This is a genomic window from Sorangium sp. So ce117, assembly GCF_051524395.1.
GTDB classification, from domain to species: Bacteria; Myxococcota_A; Polyangia; order Polyangiales; family Polyangiaceae; genus Sorangium; species Sorangium cellulosum_B.
The window spans coordinates 9,209,209-9,232,364 of record NZ_CP150309.1; the positions used below are offsets into that span (position 1 = coordinate 9,209,209).

Genomic DNA, 23,156 nt, shown 5'->3' on the forward strand with positions numbered 1-23,156 from the left:
CGGGAAGGGCGGCGGCGCGGCGCCGTCGAGGGCCGGAGAGCGTCAAAAAACGCCTGGAATCGCGCGGTTTTGCGCGCTCCACGGTCCTGCGCGCGCCGCCTGGGGCGGCCGCGGAGGCGGCCGCCGCGACCTGGGCATACCCGCGGAGACGCGCGGGACAGGCCCTCAGCCGGCGCGCAGCTCGTCGAGGAGCGCCCGGGCCGCCTCGAGCGAGCCGTCCTCCGAGACGGACTTGTCGAGCATCAGGCGCGCTTTCCGGCGGTCGCCGGCCGCGAGCGCCATCGCCCCGAGGTGGTAATAGGCGAGCGCCCGCGCGGCGGGCGACGTGCCTCCCTCGCCGGGCTCGGGGGAAATCTTCATCAGGGTGACCGCGCGGTAAGCGCGCGCGGCGATGTCCTCTTCCCCCAGCCCGAGCGCGCTCTCGCCGAGCTCCATGGCGATCTCGCCGTTCTGAGGATCGTTCTCGAGCGCCCTCGTGAGCGCCGTGAGCGACTCGTGCAGATTGCCCTCGGCGTCCTCGATCCGCGCGACGCGGTGGTAGACGGCGCCGAGGTGCCGCGAGCGACGCCCCTTGGCAGCCACGATGAGCTCGGCGGTGACCGCGCGCGCCTCCCTCGAGTCGCCCGCGGCAATGAGCGCGTCCACGAGCAGGAGGGCGACATCGTTATCTTCGGGGCGCAGGGAGCGCGCCTCCCGGAGCGCCACGGCCGCTTGCGCGGCGTCGCCGACGTCGAGCAGCAGGCGGCCGGCGGCGACGAGGAGCGTGAAGCGGCCGGCCACGTCGGACGCCGCGGCGGCGTCCTCGAGCGTGATGGCGGCGAGCTCGCGGCTCGCGCCGATCTCGGCGTAGAGCGCGCGCAGGCGGTCGCGGATCTCGGGATTGCCCGGCGCGGCGCGGAGCGCGCGCTCGAGCCCGCCGCGGGCGTCGCCCAGGTGGCCGGCGCGCGCGCATGCGCCGGCCAGGAGGAGCGCCGTGGCGACGAGGGCGTCGCCCTCCTCGAGCGCGATGAGCCTGCGGTAGACGGCGCTCGCGGCGTCCCACCGCGCGGCGGACTCCTCGAGGCCGGCGAGCGCCTTGAGCGCGGCGCGGTCCTTGGAGTCGGCGTGCAGGAGATCGCCGAGGTGGGCGCGCGCGCGCTCGACGTCGCCAGAGCGCGCGAGGATCTCGGCGAGGCGCAGCCGGAGCGCGCGCGGCGAGGCGGCGCCCGCCGCCTCCGCCGCGGCCTCGCTGGGCGCGCCCGCGGCCTCGGCCTCGGCGGACCGCGCGCCCGCGTGGTCCGCGCGCGCGAGCGCCCGCTCGAGCTCGGCGACGAGCTCGCTGGCGTACTCGGCGCCGCCGAGCGCGTAGGCGCGCTCGAGATCGGCGAGGGCGCGGTCGCCCTGGCCGAGCGCGCCGTGGACCTCGGCCCGCGCGCGGTAGAGCCACGGGTCGTCCGGGCTCGCCTCGAGCGTCGCCGTGAGCGCGCGGGCCGCGCGGGCGTGGTCGGAGACCGCGCCGCACGCGTCGATGAGCGCGATCAAGACGTCGCGATCCCCGGGCGCGACGCGGAGGGCGCGCTCGAGGAGCTCGGCGGCCGCCGCGGCGTCGCCCGCGCGATCGCGGAGGATCTCCGCGGCGCGGCAGAGCGACTCGACGCGCGCCTCGTCGCCGTCGGCGCCGTGCGCCGTGAGCACGTGGAGCTCGGCGAGTGCGTGCCAGGCCTCGCGGGCCGCGTAGCGCGACGCGAGCTCCTCGCGGAGCCGGTCGTTCGCGGGGTAGACGGCGTACCCGGCCTTGAGGGCGGCCTCCGCCGCGGCGTCGTCGCCGCGCGCGCCGTGCAGCTCGGAGAGCTCCAGGGCGAGCTGGGCCGCCTCGCCGCCCTGCTCGGTGCGCAGGAGCTTCTCGAGCGCGTCGATGAGGTCGTCCGCGTTGTCGCGCTTCCGGCTGAGGCGCACGAGCGCGCGGAGCACGTCGCGGTTCGCGCCGTCCCAGTCCGCGGCCCCGAGGTAGACGTCGCGCGCGCCGCGATCGTCGCCGCGCTGCTCGAGGAGGGCGCCGAGGCGCATCGAGATCGACGCGATCGACGCGACGTCCGCGCGATCCTTGGCGGCGTCGAGCTGCAGCGCGAAGAGCTCGCCGAGCTCGTCGGTGCGGCCGGCCTCCTCGAGCATCGTGGCGAGGAGGATGGCGGCCTCCACCTGGGTCGGATCCTCGTCGAGGATGTCGCGGAGCAGGGCCGCCGCCTCCTCCGGCGACTCCCGCGCGAGGAGGCGCGCGCGCTCGAGGCGCAGCGCGCAGCGCTCGGAGAGATCGTCGACGAGGGGCGCCGTCTCCTCGAGCAGCGCGGCGAGGCGCGCGGCGTCGCCGCTCCGCCGGTACACGCCGGCGAGGGGCGTCCAGATCTCGCGCTCGGCGGGCTCGCGGGCGCGGAGCTCCTCGTAGAGGCGCGCCGCGCGGGAGAGGTCGGCGAGCGGGCCGGCGGCGAGCTCCGCGGCGTGCAGGAGCAGCGCGCGCTCCTCCTCGGGCGCCGAGGCGCGCGCGGCGCGCTCGCAGAGCGACGCGGCGGCCGCGAGATCGCCGGCCTCCTCGCGGAGCTCGGCGAGCGCGACGAGCGCCCACGCGGAGCTGGACGGATCGGGCGGATCGGACGATTCGGACGTAGATCGCGCGCCCGAGCCGACGATGCGCAGCAGGATCGACTCGGCCAGCCCGCGATCGCCGAGCGCGCGGGCGGTGCGGACGGCCTCCTCGAGGACCCCGGGGCCCTCGATCTCGGCGAGGAGCAGCAGCGCGTCCACGAGGGCGCGCGGCCGCCCGCTCTGCCGTGCGAGGCGCTCGAAGAGGCGGATCGCGCGCGGGTTCCTCGGATCGGCGCGGAGCGCGTCGCGCAGGATCGCCTCGGCCCGGTCCGGATCGGCGTGGAGGTCGAGCGCCTCTTCGAGGAGCGAGATCGCCTGATCGACCTCCGCCGCGTCCGCCGCGAGCAGCGCGGCCAGGCGGTACCGCGGCGCGGCGCGATCCGCGCCGCCCGCGGGGGCGGCCGGCGCGTCGGCGAGGCCGATGCGCTTGCGGAGGACGTCCGCCTGCGCGGCGCGATCGCCGAGGCGCGCGTAGATGGCCTCGAGCGAGCTCCACACCTGCTCGATGTCGGCGCCCGGGTCGCGGCCCGCGCGGGCGTGGAACGGCGCGCCGGCCGCGATCTTGGCCTCGGCGCGGCGGTAGACGACCGCGGCGCGCTCCTGTTCGGCCGGCGAGAGCTCGAGGGCGCGGCCGAAGCGGAGCAGGAGCGCGACCTCGTACGGCTCCGAGGCCGCCCGGGCGACGAGCCGCTCGACGAGGTCGAGGTACCGCTGCGTCTGGCCCGAGCGGCGCGCGAGCTCGAGGGCGGCGTCGTGCGCGGCGCCGGCGCCCGGCGTGAGATCGAGGGCGCGCAGGCGGGCCGAGAGCGCGAGCTCCGGGCGATCGAGCGGGCCTTCGTACAGCGACGCGAGCTCGCCGAGCGCGGCGGCGGCGTCCTCGGCGGGCCCCTCGGCAGGGCCGGCGAGCCACGCCTCGAGGGCGCGCGCGAGCAGGTCGTGGCGCCCGCGGGCGCGCAGCGCGGCGAGGAGCTTCTCGTGCTCGGCGTCGCTCTCGCGCGCCGCCTCGAAGGCGGACTCGACGTACTCCGCCTCCCGGTCGGGCGCCCCCTGCCGGCGCGCGATCTCGCCGAGCGCGAGCAGGACCTCGGCCCGGCTGAACGAGGTGGAAGACGGGAGGCCCACGCTGGAGCGCGTCGGCGGCATCGTGCTGCGCCGCGCGCCGACGAGCCCCTCGCCCTCGTCGCGGGGCCGGCGCGCGACGAGCAGCAGCGCGCGGTAGGCGCGGTGCGCGCGCTCGAGCTGGCCGTCCTCGAGGGCGAGGCCGGCGAGGCCGTGGAGCGCGTCGGGGTGCGCGGGGTCGACGCGCAGCGCGAGGTCGAACTCCGCCATCGCGCGGGCGCGATCGCCCGTGGCGAGCGCGACGCGGGCGAGCTCGTAGTGGACGAGCGCGCGCTCCTTGGGGCGGCGGGCGCCGAAGTCGGCGATGATCCCGCGCAGGGCCGCGGTCGCGTCGTCGCCCCTGCCGGCGGCGGAGAGGGCGCGGCTCCGCGCGAGGCGCAGCGAGAGGTCGTCCGGCGCGAGCGCGATGGCCTCGTCGAACAGCGGGACCGCGGCGGCGGGCGAGCCGCCGCGCGTGAGGTAGAGGTCCGCGGCCTCGCGGAGGAGCGAGAGCCGGGCGGGCGCCTCGTCGGCGCGCGCGGCGTCGCCCGCGATGAGCGCGGCCAGGGCGCTCCACGCGCCCGAGGCGCGGTAGAGGTACGCGAGCCGCTCGCGCAGCGGCGCGGGCTGCGCGGCGCGGGGCAGCGCGCGCTCGAGGGCGGCGCGGGCGCGATCGGCCTCGCCGGCGGCGAGGTACGCGTCCGCGAGGCGGAGGGCCGCCTGGTGAAGCTCGTCGGGCGCCGCGCCGGCGCAGAGCCGCTCGAGCGCCTCGGCGGCGTCCGCGTGCTCGCCGCGGCGCGCGAGCAGCCGGGCGAGGGCGTCGAGCGCCTCGACGGACCCAATGTCCGCGGCGCGGCGGTAGCTGGCGATCGCGCGCTCGGGCTCGTTGAGCTCGTGCTCGGCGAGGGACGCCGCCTGGAGCCAGAGCTCGGCGGCCGCCGCGCCGGCGTCCGTCGACCCGCGCGCGGCCGCCTGCTCCTCGCGGAGCAGCATGAGCTCCCGGTGCAGCCCGCCCGCCTCGAGGAGCGAGGCGAGCCTGTCGATCGACGCGCCGTGCCCCGGGCTCTCGGCGAGGTTCCGGCGGAGCAGCGCGATCGCCTCGGACGCGCGCGTGGCGTCCGCGAGGAGCTCCGCGGCGTCGTAGCGGAGCGCGACGCGGCGATCGAGATCGCCAGAGACCTCGATCTGCAGCTCGCGCAGGCGCACGAGCTCCTCGCGCCGCCCGGCCGCCCGGAGCAGCGCGGCGAGGCTCTCGCCGACCGGCTCGTCCGTCGGATCGTTCGCGAACAGCCCGCCGTAGAGGGCGATCGCCTCGCCGGGCTCCGCCGCCTCGGCGGCGACGCGCAGCAGCCGGCGCCGCTCGCTCGGCGCGAACGGGAGCGCAGCGCCGCGCCGGCACAGCGCGACGATCTGCGGCCTGTCGCCCGCGCCCTCGAGCATGCCGACGAGCGCGTCGATCGCCCAGAGGGCGGCGCGCGAGGCCGGCCACGCGCCGGGCGCAGGGGGCTGCTCCTCCTCGTCGGCGAGGCGCTGCACGGCGATCTCGAGGAGCTCCGCCGCGATCTCGCGGGCCCGCGCCGCGTCGCCCGCGTCGCGCGCCGCCTCCACGGCCTCGCGGTAGAGGGCGAGGTCGTGCCCAGTCGCCGCGGCGAGCCGGAGCAGCGTCGGGACGAGCGAGGGCCCGCGCCGCCGCCGCAGGAGCTCCGCGAGATCGAGCAGGATCGCGCGGTTCGCCGGGTCGTGGAGGAGCGCGCGCTCGAACGCGCGCTCGGCGGCGTCCTCGTCGGCGCGCGCGTCGCGGTGCCAGCGGCCCACGCGGGCCGTGAGGTCGCGGAGCGTGGCGGCAGGGACGTCGCCGCGGCGCTCGAGCTCGGGCAGCGCGTCGGCGATCGTGTGCCAGCGGCCCGCGAGGTCCGTGAGCCGCAGGAGGCCCTCGGGCGGCTCGGCGCCGGGCGACAGGAGGAACGCGCGGAAGGCGAGCTCGAAGGCGCCCTCCCGGTCGTCGCCCCGCTCCTCGAGCAGCGCCGCGGAGGCCTTCAGGATGGCGACCCGCTCGGCGGCCGTCCCGGCCGCGGCGAGCCGCGGCTCGAGCAGCGCGATCTGGCCGCGCCAGTCGTCCGCGTCGGCGCAGATCTCGAGCAACGCGCCGACGGCGGCGACCAGCGCGCCGCGGTGCTCGGCCGACGCCGGGTCGATGCGGCGGAGCAGCTCCTCGAGCCCCGCGCGCGGCGCGGGCGAGCGCGGGGCGCGCTCGCCCCCTTCGGCCGCCCCCCACTCGCCCTCCCCGCCGCCCTCGGCCCCCGCGCGGCGCGCGTCCCGCTCGGCCTCGTGCGCGCGGCGGTAGCCCTTCACGGCGAGCTCCCACGCGAGCGTGCGATCGCGGTGCGTGTCGCCGAGGCGCTGGAAGAGCTCCACGCTGCGCGCCGCGCCCGCCCCGCCGGGGAGCGCGCCGGCAGCGGACGCCTCGACCTCGAGCAGCGCGACGAGGTCGCCCCAGCGCTCCGCGCGCGTGTAGAGCGCGGCCAGCGCGTCCCCGCTCTCCGGGTCGGGCGCGAGCTCCTCGCGGATGCGGCGCCAGGTGGCGATGGCCTCGTCGGCGTCGCCGAGCTCGCGCTCGAAGAGCCGCGCGACGCGCCCGAGATCGCGCCGGCCGCCCGCGCCGCCGCGCACGGCCGCGCGTCGCTCCAGCACGACCGTGAGCTCGCGGTACCGCCCGCCCTCCTCGAGGAGCGCCGCGAGGCCGTCGAGCGCCGCGAGATCCTGGCGGTCGTCGACGAGGCGCGCCGAGTACGCCGCGATCGCCCGCGCCTCGTCGCCGAGCCGCGAGGACGCGAGCCGCGCGAGCTCGCCGAGGGCCTCGCGCCGCGCCGCCGGGTCCGTCTCGATCGCGGCGAGCGTGTCGAGCACGTCGCACCGCTCGGCGACGCGGTCGGCCTCCGCGAAGAGCCGATCGAGCGCGCGGGCGGCGTCCCGCGCGGCCTCCGCGTCGCCGCTCGCCTCGGCGAGCGAGAAGAGCCGGCGGAAGAGCGCGATCGCCCCGTCGGCGTCGCCGAGCCGATCGCGGCGGAGGAGCGCGGCGTCGCGTACGAGCGAGAGCGCCTGCCGCGCGTCGCCGGCGCGCGGCTCGGCCGCGGCGAGGACCTCGGCGAGGCGGTCGTGCCGGCCGAGGCGCTCGGCAAGCTCGGCGAGCTCCGCGCGATCGCCGGCCTCCGACGGCCTGAGCTCGACGAGCTCGGCGAGCCGCGTGAACGCGCCCGGCTCGTCGCCGAGGGCGTCGCGGCGGAGCCTCACGATCTCGCGCAGCAGCGCCGGGCGGTCGCCGGCGTCGGCGCCCTCGAGCTGGATCTCGAGCACGCGCACGAGGTCCGTGGGCCGCGCCTCCTCGCGGTAATGCTCCGCGAGCAGCGCGGCCGACCGCTGCCGCGCCGCACGCGTGACGCGCGCGCCGGCCTCGCCGGCGGGCGCCTGCTCGGGCGGCAGCGCCCCGAGGATCCGCTCGAGCAGCGCGAAGGCGTCGACGGGGCGCGGCGCCGCGCGGGCGGCGCGCGGCTCCGGGGGCGCGTCGAGGAGCTTCTCGACCACGGGGAGGGCCGACGCTGCGTCGCCGACGCCCTCGATCCAGAGGAGCGCGACGCGCTCGCGGAGCCGATCCGCGGCGTCGCCGGAGAGCCTCGGCAGCTCGGCCGACAGGAGATCGATGAGCGGGCGGTGCCTGCCGTGCCGCTCGTAGAGCCGCTCGAGCGCGGCGCGGGTGCGCGCGTCGCCCTGGAGCGGCAGGAGCTGCTCGAGGTAGCGCATCGTGCGCTCGCCGTCGCCGGCGAGGTCGCGCGCGACGGCCGCGGCGTCCTCCAGCAGGAAGACGCGCTCGTCGGCCGCCGAGGTGCGCTCGAGCATCCCGTCGTAGAGCGCGAAGAGGTCCTCCCAGCGCTCGGCCGCGTTGTAGGCGAGCTTCAGCCGCTCGAAGCCCCACAGCGAGCCGGGCACGAGCTCGACGAGCCGGCGGAGCAGCGCGAGGGCGGCCTCCGGCGCGTCGAACCACTCCTCGTGGTGCTCGACGGCCCGCCGGCCGATCTCCTCGACGATGTCGGGCGGGAGCGCCGCGCCCGCGTCGAGCGCGGCGGCGTGCGCGGCCGCGACGCGCTCGGGCTGCTTCGCCCGGCGGCCGAGCTCCTCGAGCCGATCCCAGAGGGCGAGCTCGCCCGGCAGCTCGGAGACCGCGCGCAGGGCGACGTCGAGGCCGCGCGGCGCGTCGTGGTCGTGGTGATCGAGCAGGCGCTCGAACCAGCCGCGGCGGACGGCGGCGCGCTGCGCGGCCGCGAGGCTGCCCGCGTCGAGCAGGGCGCCCGGCGCGGCGTCCGCCGGCGAGCTCGCGAGGAGCGCCTCCAGCAGCGCGACGCGCGCCTCGGGGTCGTCGAGCGCGTCGCACGCGCGCTCGAGGAGGAGCGCCGCGCGCGCCTGCGTCTCGGGGCGCCCGAGCGCGCGCTGCACGATCTCGATCACCGCGGGCTCGATCGTCCCGGCCTCGATCGCGGGCGCGACCGCGTCGAGCGCGTCCGCCGGCCGATCCAGCCGTTCGAAGAGGAGCGTCGCGAGCTCGACGTCGAGCGCGACGCGCGCGCTGCCCTGGCTCCGGTCGCGGCGCGCCGCGAGCACCTCCGCCGCGCCCTCGTGATCGCCCACCTCGGCGAGGAGGCGCCCCCGCGCCGCGAGCGCGTCGTCGTTCTCGGGATCCGCCTCGAGCAGCCGGGCGTAGAGCGCCGCGGCCGCCGCGCGGTTGCCGATCTCCTCTTCCCACGCGGCCCACGCGGAGAGCGCCCTCGGGCGCTCGGCCTCGTGCCCGCGCTCCACGAGGAGCGTGAAGAGCCAGCGCCGGTCCACGCGGCGCGCAAGCGTGTCGGGGCTCTGCGCGAGGAACGCGCGGAACGCCTCCAGCGCGGCGGCGTCGAGCGCGCCCGGCGCGGCGTCGCCGTCGTCCTGGGGCGAGAGCAGGCGCCGGTAGACGGACGCGGCGTCGTCCTGCCGCTCGGGATCGGCGGCGAGCACGCGCGCGAGCGCCGCCTCGATCGCCCGGGCGCGCGCCGCCGCCTTGCCGGCGGCCGCGCTCCCCTCCCCCTCGGCCCTCATGCGATCGCGGAGATCGAGCGCGGCGTCGACGAAGCGCGACGTCGCGCGCGCCCGGATCGCCGCGTCCTCGAGCGCCGCGAGCGCGGCGAGCGCCTCGTCGTCGGACGTCGCCGTCTCGATCAGGACCTCGCAGACGGCCGCGAGCCGGGCCCAGGCCCCCTGCCCGCGGTAGAGCGCCGCGAGGCGGGCGGCGGCGTCGCGGTGCTTCGGCGCGACGGAGAGCACGCGCTCGTAGAGCTTCTGCGCGCGCTCCGGATCCGCGAGCGGCCCCTCGGCGAGCCCGGCGGCGCGCTGCCAGGCCGTTATCGCGGCGTCGAGGTCGCCCGGAGCGGCCTGCGCCGCCGGGGCGTCCGCCGCGCGCGCCGCGTCGGGCGCGTCGGGCGCGCCCGCGACGCGGAGGCCGAACGCCGCGAGCTCGCCGAGGCGCTCCAGCCCGAGCGCCTCGTCCTGGGGATCGCCCGCGGCGGCGACGCGCCGCTCGAGCACCTCGCGGAGCAGCGCCGGATCGCCCGCGGACAGCGCGAGCGCCTCCATCGCGGAGAGCGCGGCGCCGTCGAGCGCCGCGCCGCTCGAGAGGATCGCGCGGTAGTGCGCGACCGCGCTCGGGACCTCCCCGCCCCTCGCGGCCGCGTCCGCCATGCGCAGCTCGTGGGCGACGCGCGCGTCGGGCGCCACGCCCGGGAGCCGCTCGGCCAGCGCGCCGTAGAGCGCGCCCCACGCGTTGCCCGCCGCGTACGTCTCGAGCAGCGCCTCGTACGCCGCGTCGTCGCCCGGGTCGTCCTCGATGGCCGCGCGGTACGTCGCGGCCGCCCCGGCGAGGTCGCCGACGTCGCGGCGCTGGATGGTGCCGATCGCGTGCAGGAGCTCGCGCCGCCGCGCCGGCGCGCACGGCTGCGCGAGCGCCTCGCGGTAGAGCGCGAGCCGCTCCTCGGGGCTGCCCTGCTCGCGCAGGAGGGCGTCGACGCGCGCGATGAGATCGAGCGACGAGGGCTCGAAGGCGAGCGCGCGGCGGTAGAGGGCGAGCGCCTGCGTCACGTCGCCGCTCGCGAGCAGCGCCTCGCCCGCGCGCCGCGCGAGGTGCGACAGCGCCGGGCTGTCCACCGCGCGATCCCCGAGCGCCCCCGCGAGCGCCGGCGCGCGGCGCGCGGACTCGCTGCCGTGCTCCGTCAGCCGCTCGACCTCGGCGACCCACCGCGCGAGCCGCTCCGGCGCGTGCGCGGTCGCGAGCGAGAGCCCGCGCGCCGAGAGATCGAGCGCCTTCTTCGGGTCCCTGAGCTCGCGCTCGGCCACGGAGGCCGCCTCCTCGAGCGCCGCGAGCCTGCCCGACACGTCGGCCGGCGCCGGCGCGGACGCGCCTGGGGCCCACGCCACGGGCCCGAGCTCCGCCTTCGTCTCGAGCACGCGCACGAGCAGCGGCGCCGCCTTCTCCGCGCGCGCGATCGGCTCCAGCACCGCGCAGGCCGCGAGCCGCTGATCGTCGGTCAGCAGCAGGTGGGAGCTCTGCCGCGACGACTCCGCGGCGGCGGCGCCGTTGCCCGGGGGCGCGCCCAGCATCTTCTCGACCGCGAGCCGGCTCGCTCGGTCGGTCGGATCGAGCGCGAGCGCCTCGCGGTACGCGGCGATCGCGCCGGCCGGATCGTCGAGCCGCGCCATGCGGATCGCGCCGATCCGGGCGAGCACCGAGGCGCGGTCCTGCCCGGCCGCGAGCTCGGCCTCGGCCTCGAGGAGCGCCTCGAGCTCGGCCCAGCGCCGCTCCTGCTCGAGCAGCGGGATGAGCCGCGCGTGCGCCTCGCGCGACGCCCCGAACGCCGCGAGGTAGCGGCGCCAGGCGGCGACGGCGGCGGGCAGATCCGCGAGCCGGGTGCGCAGCTCGGCCGCGCGGAAGGCGAGCTCCCGCGCCGCGCGGCGGTCCGGCTCCGCCTCGGCGCGCCGCTCGAGGACCCACGCGAGGCCCTCGTGCGCCGAGGTGGCCTCGTACAGCCGCTCGAGCGCCGCGAGCGCGGCCGGCTCGCGCGAGGAGCCGGACTCCGCGAGCCTGCGGTAGGCCGCGATCGCGCCCGCGGCGTCGCCGAGCTCCTCCTCGTAGAGGCGCGCGAGCCGCTCCGCCGCGGCCTCGCGCGCCTCGGCCTCCGGCTCGGCCTCGGCGAGCCGCTCGAGCGCGCCCGCGAGCCCGCGCGCGTCGCGCTCGCGCTCGCACAGCTTCGCGAGCCCGCGGGCCGCGCGCCGCGCGGCCGCGTCGTCGGGCTCGCCGTCGAGCGCCTGCAGGAACGACGCGCGCGCCTTCCTGCCGTCCCCGAGGCCCTCGTACAGCTCGCCGAGCTCGGCGGCGATGCGGGCCTTGAGCGGCTTGTCCTTGGCGCCGGCCGACGCGCGCACGAGCACGCGCGCCGCGTCGGCCTGGCGGTCGAGCGCCGACGCGAGCGCGACGAAGCGCTCGCGCACCGCCTCGTCGGACGGGTCGACCGCGAGGATCTGCTCCGACAGCGAGAACGCCGACGCGAGATCGCCGAGCCGCTGGAACTGCAGCTCGACGAGCCGCTTCTGCACCTCGACGCGGCGCGGCCCGCGCAGGTTCTCGATCTGGAGGGCCATCATCCGCGCCGCCTCCTGCGCGTCCCCGCGGCGCGCGTGGGCCGCCTCGAGCGCCGCGGCCGCGCGCACGAGCACGGTCTTGCGCGCGAGCAGGGCCTCACCGGCGCGGAGGGCGGCCTCGTGGTCCGGGTTCTGCGCGAGCACCTCCTCGACGTGGGGCAGCGCCCGCTCGAGCTCCTTGAGCGGGCCGCTGTAGAGGTCGATGAGCCGCGCGCGGATCTCGAGCGCTTCGTCCGGCGGCCCCTCCGCGGTGAGCGCCTGCTCGAGCATCCTCGCGATCTCCTGGTTCCGCCCGGCGCGCGCGTAGCGCGCCTCGAGCTCCCAGCGCGCCGAGGCGTCGCCGGGGTCGACCTTGAGGATCTGCTGGAGCAGCTTGATCGCGCGCTCCTCGTCGCTCGCGCCGTTTCCGTTGACGTCGACGAGCTCGAACGCGCGGCGGAGCAGCGACAGCTGCTCGGCGCGGTCCGGGCGGTGGCCCGCCGCGAGGGCGTAGAGGTCCGCGAGCTTCGCCGGCTCGTTCGCCTCCTGGAGGATGCGCTCGAGCCGGAAGAACGCCTCCTGGTGCGATGGCAGCACGGAGAGCGCCCGCTCGAGGTAGGGGCGAGCGCCGCCGGGGTCGCCGAAGGAGTCGGCGAGGAACTCGGCGGCGCGCACGAGGACCTCGGCCTGGGCGGCCTGCGGGAGCATCCCGAACCGCCGCTCGCCGACGAGGCGCTCGTAGGCGAACGCGAGCTCGGAGAACCGGTCGTGGCGGGCGGAGGCCTCGTGGAGCTTCGCCCAGAGCTCCGGGTGCAGGCTCCCCTTGGCCGCCGCGGCCACGAGCACGTCGAGCGCGGCCGCCTCGTTGTCGATCCCCTGCTCGAGCGCGGCTTCGAGGTTGTCGATACGGAACGAGACGCGCGCGCTCTTCGTGTCCTGCTGCATGTGGATCCGGACCTCGGCTGGCGGTGGAGCAAGGGGGCCGGCGTGCCGGCGCTTCCGTCGAACCTGCGCCCGCAGTGCGCTGCGGAGCGCTGCCCAAGGTAACAGGAGCGTTTCCCAAATGGGTAAATGGGCTCGGGGACGGGGCCGTGGCTCGGGCGGGAGGCCCGATCGTCGCGGGCGGCGGCCCTGCGCGGCGCGGAAGGCGCGTGAGCGTGAGGGAGGGTGGAGTCGAGCCCTGGCGGAGCAGAAGAGAGGAGGAGATGCGACAGCGGTGGCACGCGCGTTCGTCGGGGTGGCGGGCCGCGGCGGACTGCACGGCCGCGCTGCGGCGCCGATCGCGGGAGGGACGGGCTGACGGAACTGCTGGGGTCGGTTGTACGGTCTCGCGCAGTGCCGAGATGGCCGCTGACGCGAAGAGGAATGCTCCGCCCTCGCAGGGGGCTGCCGCGCTGGCAGCTTTTCCGACGGCGTGCGCCTCGGGGGGTCTACGCTGGCCAGCGTGGTTCGCCCGACTCGCGCGCTGGTCCCCCCCGTCCCGGCGTGTCTCGCGGCCGCCGCGCTCTGCGCCTGCGCTTCCGGTGATGGCGGCGCGAGCCGGTCGCAGGCTCCGGCCGCCTTTGCCGTCGTCATGACGCCGCCTGCGCCTGCGTCCGTCTCCGCTCCAGCCGAACCTCCGGAGCTGTCCCCCTGTGAGATGGCGGCCGAGCAGCGCGCCCGTGTGCCAGGGCTGCTCAAGCAGGGGAGGCTCGATCGCGCCGTGCGCGTGATCGAGCGCGCGAATGCGCAGTGCCCGAGCAGCGCGGGCGAGACCTGGGAGGCCCTGGTCACGGCGCTCGCAGAGCTCCGGAGAGGGGCGGAGGCGCGCAAGGTCGCCGACGCCATCGACGCCAGCGCGGGCGCGACGCCGGCGACGCGGCTCGCGGCGCAGCATGCGCGCAGGCTGATCGTCGAGGAGGAGGGCAAGACCTTCGATGACAAGGCGAAAGAGGCGATGCGCAAGGCCTACTCCGCGGCAACGACGGCGTGGCAGGGCAAGGAGCACGAGGCGGCGAGGACGGGATTCCTGGAGGCCTGGTCGCTGTACAGGCCGAATGGGCACGCGCTTTGGTCCGCCGGGCTCGTGACGAAGGAGACCGGGGATGCGGCGGGGGCACAGCGATTGTTCGACAGGGCGCTCGTGGAGCTGGAGGAGGTGGCTGGAAAGAAGGTCGTCCCGTACCTGCCGATCGGCTCTCTGGACGGCACCCTGGCGGTCGCGTGGAGCAGGGATGGGCGCTGGCTTGCCATCGCGACCGGCACGCTCGTGTCGATCAGGGATCAGGCCCTGAACCTTCAAGAGACGGCGCAGCTCGCCGGGCACACCGACACGATCGCCTCTCTCGCGTTCTCACCCGACGGCAAGACCCTCGCCTCGGGCTCCATCGACAACACGGTCCGGCTATGGGACCTCGCCACAGAGGTCGAGATACGCACGCTCGAAGGGCACAAGGACGACGTCATGTCCGTCGCGTTCTCGCCCGACGGCAAGACGCTCGCCTCGAGCTCGATGGACCAGACCGTGCGGCTCTGGAACGTCGCGACAGGGGTCCAGTTGCACGCGCTCGAAGGGCACAAGAGCATCATCGACTCCGTCGCGTTCTCGCCCGATGGCAAGACGCTCGCCTCGGGATCCTGGGACCATACAGTGCGGCTCTGGAACGTCGCGACGGGGACCGAAACGCGCGCTCTCAAAGGGCACCTCCGAGCGGTTACCTCCGTCGCGTTCTCGCCCGATGGCAAGGCCCTCGCCTCCGGCTCCTGGGACGATACCGTGCGGCTCTGGAATGTCGCTTCAGGAACAGAGAAGCGCAAGCTCGAAGCGCACACGGAGAACGTCAGAGCCGTCGCGTTCTCGCCCGATGGCAAGACCCTCGCCTCGAGCTCCGACGACCAGACGGCGTGGCTCTGGAACGTCGCGACGGGAGCCCAGGTACGCCAGCTCGAAGGGCTCACGAAGCCGGTCGACTCGCTCGCGTTCTCGCCCGGTGGCGAGACCCTCGCCGGGAGCTCCATGGACAGGACCGTGCGGCTCTGGCATGTCGCGACAGGCGCCGAGATGCGCAAGCTCGAAGCGCACACGGAACCGTTCAGGTCCTTCGCGTTCTCGCCCGATGGAAAGACCCTCGCCTCGGTCTCCGAGGGCAACAGCCTGCGGCTCTGGCATGTCGCGACAGGTGAGATGCGCAGGCTCGAAGGACACACGAGCGACGTCAAATCCATCGCATTTTCGCCAGGTGGCAAGGTTCTCGCCTCGGGCTCGTTCGACCACACCGTGCGGCTCTGGAATGTCGCGACGGGCGCCGAGATGCGCAAGCTCGAAGGGCACACCAGGCCAGTCATCACCGTGGCGTTCTCGCCGGACGGCAAGACCCTCGCCTCGGGCTCCTGGGACGAGACCGTGCGGCTCTGGAGCACCGCGACAGGCGCCGAGATGCGCAAGCTCGAAGGGCATGATGGCTGGGTTCGGTCCGTCGCATTCTCGCCGGACGGCCAGACCCTCGCCTCGGGCGCCGAGGATCGTGCCGTGCGGCTCTGGAGCACCGCGACAGGGCGCGAAAACCGCAAGCTCGAAGCGCACACCCGCTCGGTCGCGGCCGTCGCGTTCTCACCGGACGGCAAGACGCTCGCCTCGGGCTCCGCGGACGAGACCGTCCGCCTCTGGAGCACCGCGACAGGGCGCGAGGAGCGCAAGCTCAAAGGGCACACGGGCGACGTCACGACCATCGCGTTCTCGCCGGATGGCACCACCCTCGCTTCGGGCTCGACCGACCAGACAGTGCGCCTCTGGAGCATCGCGACAGGCGCGCAGAGGAGCCTGCTCGAGGGGCACACGGGCGCCGTCACGGCCGTCGCGTTCTCGCCGCACGGCAAGGCGCTCGCCTCCTCCTCGGAGGATGGGTTCATTCGTTTCTGGGCTGCCGGCGCCCCGTTGATCTTCCTCCGAGCCGTCTCGCACCGCGACGCTTCCTACGCTTACACACCGGGCATGGCCCCCCTGATCGAGCTCCTCGGCCCCGAGGCCGACGCCGCGATCGACATCCCGGTCTGCCGCGCCGGCGTCCTCAACTTCCCCTTCGACCTGTGCCGCGAGCGCTTCGAGGTGCGCGGTCTGCTCGCCAGGGTGCTCGCGGGCGATCCGTCCTACGCCGTTCCCTAGAGGGCATGCACAGGCGTTCTACGCGTCAGGTGTGCTCCGCGTCGCCGGCGACGAGCGTTACTTCGCCGCTTCGAAGCTGAGCCCGAATCGGGCGCGGCGCGGCGCCGTGCCGGCGAGGTGGATTCTCTCCACGATGCGGCTCACGCACTGCTCGCTGTCGACCCCCGTGTAGCCGGCCAGCTTGGCAGCGCTATCCGGGCTGAGCTCGATGTCGAGCTCCGCGGGGCTCTTCGGCGGCTCGCCGTAGCAATACGGCACCCGGCGCGACAGCACCTCCTCGAGCAAAGCGATCTCCTGCTTGCTCAAGGCCTTCGCGCTCTCCGCGTTTGCCTTCGCGATCACCCGCACCTTGGGCTTGCGTCCCAGGCGGAAGACATCGCACGCGATCCGGCCCTGTTGCGACCTGTCGTTCGCGGCCTCGACCCGCGCCTTCGCCGCATCGGCCTTCTTCTCGCGGTCGGTGTCCATGTAGACCTTCACGAGCGAACAGCACGCGCTCACCGAGCCGCTCGCGCACGCTCGATCCAGCGCCTTCTCGGCGATCGCCGCGTGAATCTTCGCCGGCTCGAGGTCCATGTGCAGCTCGCCGCGGTCCTCGCAAGCGGCGACGTCTCCCGCATTGCAGGCGCGGTCGAAGCTCTCGTCGACCTCCTTGTCGTGGCCGTCCTCTCCCGAAAGCGCCCGGCCGAGCGCGGCGCAGCTCTTCGCGCTCTTCTGGCACGCGGCGCGGAGCTCCTTCAGCTGTACCTCGCGCTTGTCACACGCGCTCTTCGCGCCGAGCTTGCACGCCTCGCCGAACGCCCGCAGCGCAGACCCGAGCGAGAACCCCGGGGTCGTCTTGTCTTCCGCCTTCGCGTGGAGGTCGCCCAGCGTCTCGCACGCGGCCGCCTTGCCCGCCGCGCACTCGGTCTCGCAGGTCTCGATGTCCTGCGCTTCGCTGCACGTCTTCGCCGGAGCGGGGGCCGCGGTCGGCGCGGGCTCGGCGGGCGCCTGGCTCACGACCGGAGCAGGCGCCACGCCGCTCGCACCAGGGGGCGCCTGCGCGAGCGGGGCGGCCGCCGGCGGAGCCGATGGGCCGCAGGCGAGGAGCGAAGCCGCGGCGCAGGACGGGAGGAGTAGGGCAGCGAGGCGCATTTTCACGAGCGCCACCGTACAACCGTTCCGCGCTTGCGAGGCGGGAAAACCGGGATCGCTGGCGGGCCGCCAGCCGGTTCAGCCCCAGCCCGAGCTGCCCGCTGCGCGCAGGATGGCGAAGTACCCGAACCTGCATCGACGAAGCCGACGAATTCAATCGTGATGCTCGCTGACTCAAGGTCAGCGCGATGGGCAACTTGACGGTCCTCCGCTGAGCACCAGGAGACCCGTAGTATCCGCGCAGGGAAGCGTCCGCTCTACGCCGGTGGGAGCAGGGCGCCTTGGTCGTCGGTCGCCGTGTCCGATTCGGCCTCGGCCGGGAGCAAATGGAGCTCGACGATGAACGTGGCGCCTGCGCCTTTCGTGCTCTCGACGCGGATGGTGCCGCCGTGAGCCGCGATGATCAAGCGAACGATGTAGAGGCCGAGGCCGAGGCCGCCGAAGTTGCGGACAGAGACGGCGCGCTCGAAGCGCTCGAAGATCCGGGCATGATCGGCCTCGGCGATGCCCATGCCGTGATCGCGGACGACGAGCAACGCGCGATCGCCCTCGCCGCGCACGGCAACGTGAATGGGGCCTCCGGCGCCGTACTTGATCGCGTTGGACAGGAGGTTGATGAGGACCTGCTCGATGCGAGAAGGATCCCAGTTTCCAATCACGGGCTCGTCCAGTTCCAGCTCGGTGCGGCAGCGGGCGTCGTCGAGCTGCTGGTGCATGCGCTCGACGACCTCGCGCGCCAGGGCCGCCAGGTCGACAGGCGCGCGCGCGAGGGTCAGCCGGCCTGCGTTCAGGCGCGTGACGTCGAGCAGCTCGTTGACCAGGTGGCCGAGGCGCGCGATCTGGCGATCGAGGACCTGGAGCGCGGCGTCGATGCGCTCCGGAGCGACCTCCCCGCGCCGGTAGCGAGGCAAGAGCCGCGCGAGGAGGTGGGCCTGCATCTTCAGCGAGGTGAGCGGGGTCTTGAGCTCGTGCGAGGCGACGAGGAGGAACTCGTCCCGGCGCTCGATCGCCTGTTGGGCCTCGGCGAACAGGCGCGCGTTGTCGAGGGCGAGCGCGGCGCGGCTGCCCAGCTCCTCGGCAAGCCACAGGTCGGCGCGGCCATAGCGGCGCCGGGGCGCGGTCGCCAGCAGGGTCATGACCCCGAAACGCCGGTCGCGCGCGAGGAGCGGGACGCGGAGGAAGGAGTGAACGCCGAGCCGCTCGAGGAGGGGCACCACGCGGACGTCGCCCACCTCGAGCCGGTCCGGCGTGGTCGCTGCCAGGGGCCGCAGCGCCTCGATCACCGCGCCGGCGAGCTCGGCCGGCACGCCCGCGGTGACCGCGGATCCAGGGGTGCCCTGGGCGAGGTCCACGTCGATGACGCACCGGTCGGCCAGCTCGGGGACCGCGAGGTGCGCCACGCTCTCGAGGGTCGCGCCGTAGCCGAGGGCCATCAGCTTGCGGCTCGCCTCGGCGAGGAAGCGCTCGGCGATCTCGGCCCGCTTGCGCTCGGTGATGTCGGTGGAAATGCCGCAAACGACGCCGGGCATGACCTCCTCGCCGAGAGGGAACTTGACCGACAGGAAGGTGCGCTGATCGTCTTCTACCAGCGTCTCCTCCTCGAACTCCAGCGGCTCGCCCGCGTCGAGCACCCGCCGATCATTGGTCTGGAGCACCTCGACACTCGCATTGCGAAAGAGGTCGGCGTCGGTCTTTCCGAGGAGCTCATCGCTCGGCAGGCCGAGGAGGTTGCCCGCCTGGCGGTTGGCGAGCAGGTACCGGCCCTCGCGATCCTTGAGGTAGATGGCCGCGGCGGAGTTGTCGACGATCGCTTGCAGCGTCGCCTGGTTGGCCTTCAGCGCCTGCTCCGCCCGCCGCCGCTCGGCGTTCTCCTGCTCGACCGTGGCATAGAGCATGGCGTTCTCGAGCGAGATGGCCGACTGCGAGGTGAGCAGCTCGATCACGCTGAGCCGCCCCGGGGTGAACGCGCCGGCCACGAGCCCGTTCTCCAGGTAGAGCACGCCGAGCAGCCGGGCCTGCCGCAGGATCGGGAGGCACAGCACCGACCTCGGCCTCTTCTCCGTGAAATACTCGTCCTCGGAGAATGTGTGCCTGGCCGCGGCGTCGTCGAGCAGCACGCGCTCGCGGCTGCGAAGGACGTAGTTGAGGATGGATTGCGGCAGCGCCCCCGGCGCCTCGCCCCCGTCGAACAGGCGCGCCGCGCCCCCGGACGCGGTGATCGCCGCCGCGGTCGATATGCGCTCCTCCCGGATCAGGAGCACATAGCCTTCCTCGGCACCTGCGTGCTCGATCACCGTGCGCAGGAGCATCTCGAGCAGGCGCGGTAGCTTGAGCTCGCCGGAGATGCTCTGAGAGGCCTTGACGACGGACAGGACGTCGAACTGCTCGGCCCGGACGGCGAAGGTGACGGTGGGGGCGATCGGCTTGCGCGGGGCGAGGTGCGGATAGCGCTGGTCGAGTTGCTCGACCTTGGCGTGGGCGCCCCAGCGAAAGTAGGCGGCGCGGGCGTCTCGCAGGTAGGCGACGGCGGGCGTGGGCAGGCCGCGCGCGCGGTAGAACCCAGCCGCGAGCTCGCAGGCGATGGCCTCGTGCTGGACGAAGCCGCCCTCCCGCGCCGACGCGATGGCCTGCTCGTAGAGCCGGATGGCCTCGGGCTCGCGCCCCAGGAGCCGGGCGATCTCGGCGCGGACCAGAGCGTGCTTGTGGAAGAAGTTGTCGGGGCAGCTCGCGGCCCACGCGCCGAGCTGCCGCTCGCAGTCGAGCAGACCCGCGGGGAGCTCCTCTGCCAGGGATGGCCGCGCCCCGTGTTGCTCGTGCGGCGCGCGCGCGTCGCACGAGACAGCCGCGAGCGCCAGCGCGCAATAATAGCAGTTCTCGGCGATGAGCGCCGAGGGCTCGATCCTGAGGGGGTGGTCGGCGATCACACGCGTCGCCGCGGCGAGCGCCTCGCCGGGAGGGCCGAGCACGAAGAGCGCCTGGGCCTTCATGCTGTAATGGAGGCCGCGAGCGCCCCGCAGATGGCCCTCGTCGAGCAGCGCCTCGAAGGCCGACGGGGCCAGATCGGAGCCGTCCACCGTCGCGTAGCCGACCGGCCTCCCTCGCAGCGTCTGGATCATGGCGTGGCCGCTGAGGAGGGGTCCGTGCGCGAACGCGTAATGCGTCCTGCGCACGAAGCCGAGGCGCTCCTCGACTTCGTGGAGCACGTCCTCCAGCGGCCCGCCGGAGAGCAGCTGGAACAGCGGGGCCCAGACACAGTTGAAACACGCCATGTTCAGGTCGCCGGACTCGACCGCGGCGCTGAAGCCGGCGCGCGTGTACGGAGCTGTCTCTCGGTAGTGGCGTGTCCAGAAGACGACGTGCTGTCCGAAGAGGGTGAACACCAGCGCTTTCATGGTGAGGAGGCCGCTCCTGTCCGCCAGGTCGTGGCCGACCTTTCCGAGCAGGTACGCTTCCCTGTATCGCCCGAGCCGCGGGCCGAGCATCCGCGCGAAGGCCGCATAGGCATGGGCGGAGCTCTCGGCGTTGCCGTGGCGCAAACTGAGCTTCACCATGCGAACGACGGCGAGGCAGTGCAGGTCCTGGTCCACGAAGATCGCGGGGCCGGCCACGCCGTGCAGCACGGCCATCAGGAGCTTGCTCGCCGGGTGCTCCATGGGGGGCAGGTGGAGCAGATCCTCGATCGCACGGTCGCGCAGGGCCTGCCAGACGCTCTTGATCTCTTCTGTGACCTGTGACTCGGTGGGATGGGGCGGAAGATCGATATCCCAGGTGCGGAGCCACGAGAGCCCGATCTCCACGGCGTGGTCGCTCCGCCCGCGGGTCTGGTAGAAGGCGACCGCGAGCTCCACGACGGCGGCGCGCTCGATCTTGGTCTTCGCGTGCTCCAAGAGCTCCTCGAGGAGCGGCTCGGTCTCCTCGAAACCGCCGGTGATGTACGCGGCGCGCGCGCGCTCGAGGCTCAGGTCGTAGGTCAGATCGTACCGGGTCTCCCAGCGCTCGCGGGGATCGTTCGCGAGGAGGGCCATGCCGGCGGCGAAGAGGGCCGCGGCGGACTGGTAGGCGGCGGCGGCCTTGGCCTTCCTGCCGGCGCGGAGGTTGAGGGCGGCGAGCTCGTCGCGCTCCGCCTGGGAACGCAGGAGGACGGCGCCGCGGTTGAGGTGGTCCACGATGTCGAAGAGCGCGTCCTCGCGCTCCTCCGGGCGCCGTGCCCTGAGGAGCAGCTGGCCGATCCGGAGGTGCACCTCGGCGAGCTGTCCCGCCGGGATGAGCGAATAAGCGGCCTGCTGCACCCGGTCGTGGAGGAAGCGGTAGGAGGACCCTCTCCTGCAGACGAGCAGCCCTTCCCGCACGGCCTCCTCGAGCGCCTCGCGGAGCTCTTCCGCCGGGCGGCTCGCGACGATCGCGAGGGCGTCGAGGTCCGCGCTGCTGCCGAGGCACGCGGCGAGCTTGAGGGCGTCGCGCGTGGGAACGGGGAGCCGCTTCAGCTTGCCCACCATCAGCTCGACGATGTTGTCGGTGAAGCCCTGGTCGCGGATGGCGGCGAGGTCCCACCGCCACGCGCCCTCGTCGGCGTCGAAGGTGATGAGCCCCTCTTCGTGCAGGGTGATGAGGAACTGGAGCACGAAGAACGGGTTGCCTCCGGTCTTCTCGTAAACGAGCCGGGAGAGCGGCGCGGCCGGGGCGTGGACCGCCTCGGCGACGAGGGCGCCGACGTGGGCGGGGGAGAGCGGCGCGAGGGCGATGTCGTCGACAGGGACGCCGTGCTTCTGCGCCTCGGCCAGCGCGAGCCGGAGCGGGTGCGCAGGGCCGACCTCGTTGTCGCGGTAGGCGCCTATCAGCAGCAGGTGCGCGGCGTCGGCGCGGGTGGCGAGCTGCTCGAGCAGCTGGAGGCTGGCCGCGTCGGCCCACTGGAGATCGTCGAGGAACAGCGCGACGGGGTGCTCCTTCTCGGCGCACGCCGCGACGAACCGCTGGAGCGTCGCGTGCAGCCGGCTCTGCGCCTCGGCGGGCGGGAGCTCGGGCACGGGCGGCTGGGGGCCGAGGAGCAGCGCGAGCTCGGGGAGCAGGTCGGCGAGCAACCCGCCGTTCTGGCCGAGCGCCTCGCGGAGGCGCTGCCGCCAGCGGTCGGCCTGCTCCTCGCTCGCGCACAGGATCTCCCGCGAAAGCGCCCGGAAGGCCTGGATGAAGGCGTGGAAGGGGATGTCGCGCTTCAGCTGATCGAACTTGCCGGAGAGGAAGAAGCCCCGCTCGCGCACGATGGGCCTGCGCAGCTCGGCGACGAGCGACGATTTTCCGATGCCCGAGTAGCCCGACACGAGCACGAGCTCGGGCCGGCCGCTCGCGACCACGCGCCCGAACGCGGCGAGCAAGGCCTCTAGCTCGCGCTCGCGGCCATAGAGCCGCTGTGGGACCTGGAACCGAGCGGGGACGTCGCGCTGTCCGAGCGGAAAGGCCTCGATGGTGCCGCTCGCGCGCAGCCGGCCGACGCACCGGTCGAGGTCGTACCGCAGGCCGAGCGCGCTCTGGTAACGCGCCTCGGCGGCCTTGGCGAGAAGCTTGAGCACGATCGCGGACAGCTGCAGGGGAATCAAGGGCACGAGCGCGTGCGGCGGCCGCGGCGCCTGGGCGATGTGGCAGTGGACCCACGCGACGGGGTCGCTTGCATGGAAAGGCAAGGTGCCGGTCAGCATCTCGTAGAAGGTGACGCCGAGGGAATAAAGGTCCGTGCGCTCGTCGATCCAGCGGTTCATGCGGCCCGTCTGCTCGGGCGCCATGTACGCGAGCGTGCCCTCGATGAGCCCGTCGTATGCGAGCTCCTCGGCCTCGCGGGGCGAGAGGGAGGCAATGCCGAGATCGGTGATCTTCACCTCCCCGGTATCGGGGTTGTGGAGCAGGTTCTGGGGCTTGATGTCCTTGTGAATGACGTGCCGCCGGTGCAGCTCGGCGAGCGCGCCGGCGAAGCCGATGGCCAGAGGCAGGAAGCGCTCGATCGGCATGGGGCCCATGGGGCCACCGAGGCCCCGGTCGAGCGAGCGGCCCCCGAAGTCCTCGAGGACCAGGGTTACCTGGTCGCGGAACGTCTCAATCCCGTACGCCTTGACGACGACCGGCGACTCGAGCGCCCTGGCGATCTCGAGCTCGTGCTGCAGGCGCCCCAGGGCGCGCGGGCTCGCGTGGTCGCGCCGCAGGGCCTTGAGCACCACCGGCAGGCCGTCCTCCTCGCGTCTCGCGCGATAGAGGATCGTATCCGCACCTCGGTGCAGCACCTCCAGCACGCGGTAACGTGGGCTATCGGACATATGTGGAAGGGTCGAGCGCCGGAGCGGCCCCGAGGCGCCGGCCGATGTGCGATGTTGGCAAAAGGACCGCGCTTTGCCACGGGAAACGACGGCGCAATCCTGGGCCCGCTCGCCCGCGACGCCCCGTCATGCCCGGCGAGCCGGACAGACGCCGCGCCGGCGCCGAGGTC

4 protein-coding genes are annotated in these 23,156 nt (G+C 74.9%); 1 reads left to right on the forward strand and 3 read right to left on the reverse strand.

The window, feature by feature from the left end:
- Positions 1-165: 165 nt before the first annotated feature.
- Positions 166-12,357, reverse strand: a complete 12,192-nt coding sequence (locus tag WMF46_RS34540; RefSeq protein WP_437981090.1) for a tetratricopeptide repeat protein — start codon at positions 12,355-12,357, stop codon at positions 166-168.
- Positions 12,358-13,051: 694 nt separating this feature from the next.
- Here WMF46_RS34540 and WMF46_RS34545 point away from each other — a divergent pair.
- The gene (locus tag WMF46_RS34545; protein WP_437981091.1) at positions 13,052-15,553 is read left to right on the forward strand and encodes a hypothetical protein; all 2,502 of its coding nucleotides are present in this window, start codon (positions 13,052-13,054) and stop codon (positions 15,551-15,553) included.
- Positions 15,554-15,610: 57 nt separating this feature from the next.
- On the opposite strand, the gene WMF46_RS34550 is transcribed toward WMF46_RS34545, so the two are convergent.
- Together WMF46_RS34550 and WMF46_RS34555 are read right to left on the reverse strand one after the other, a co-directional pair.
- The gene (locus WMF46_RS34550) at positions 15,611-16,702 is read right to left on the reverse strand and encodes a hypothetical protein (protein ID WP_437981092.1); all 1,092 of its coding nucleotides are present in this window, start codon (positions 16,700-16,702) and stop codon (positions 15,611-15,613) included.
- A 242-nt stretch (positions 16,703-16,944) separates the two neighbouring features.
- Positions 16,945-22,986 (reverse strand): AAA family ATPase, encoded by a 6,042-nt coding sequence (locus WMF46_RS34555; protein WP_437981093.1) that lies wholly within the window; start codon positions 22,984-22,986, stop codon positions 16,945-16,947.
- Between the last annotated feature and the right edge of the window lie 170 nt (positions 22,987-23,156).

What these genes read in the sequence shown, in the direction of transcription:
- WMF46_RS34540 (WP_437981090.1), bottom strand. Translation starts at nt 12,357, where the DNA reads ATGCAGCAGGACACGAAGAGCGCGCGCGTCTCGTTCCGTATCGACAAC.
- WMF46_RS34545 (WP_437981091.1), top strand. Translation starts at nt 13,052, where the DNA reads ATGGCGGCCGAGCAGCGCGCCCGTGTGCCAGGGCTGCTCAAGCAGGGG.
- WMF46_RS34555 (WP_437981093.1), bottom strand. Translation starts at nt 22,986, where the DNA reads ATGTCCGATAGCCCACGTTACCGCGTGCTGGAGGTGCTGCACCGAGGT.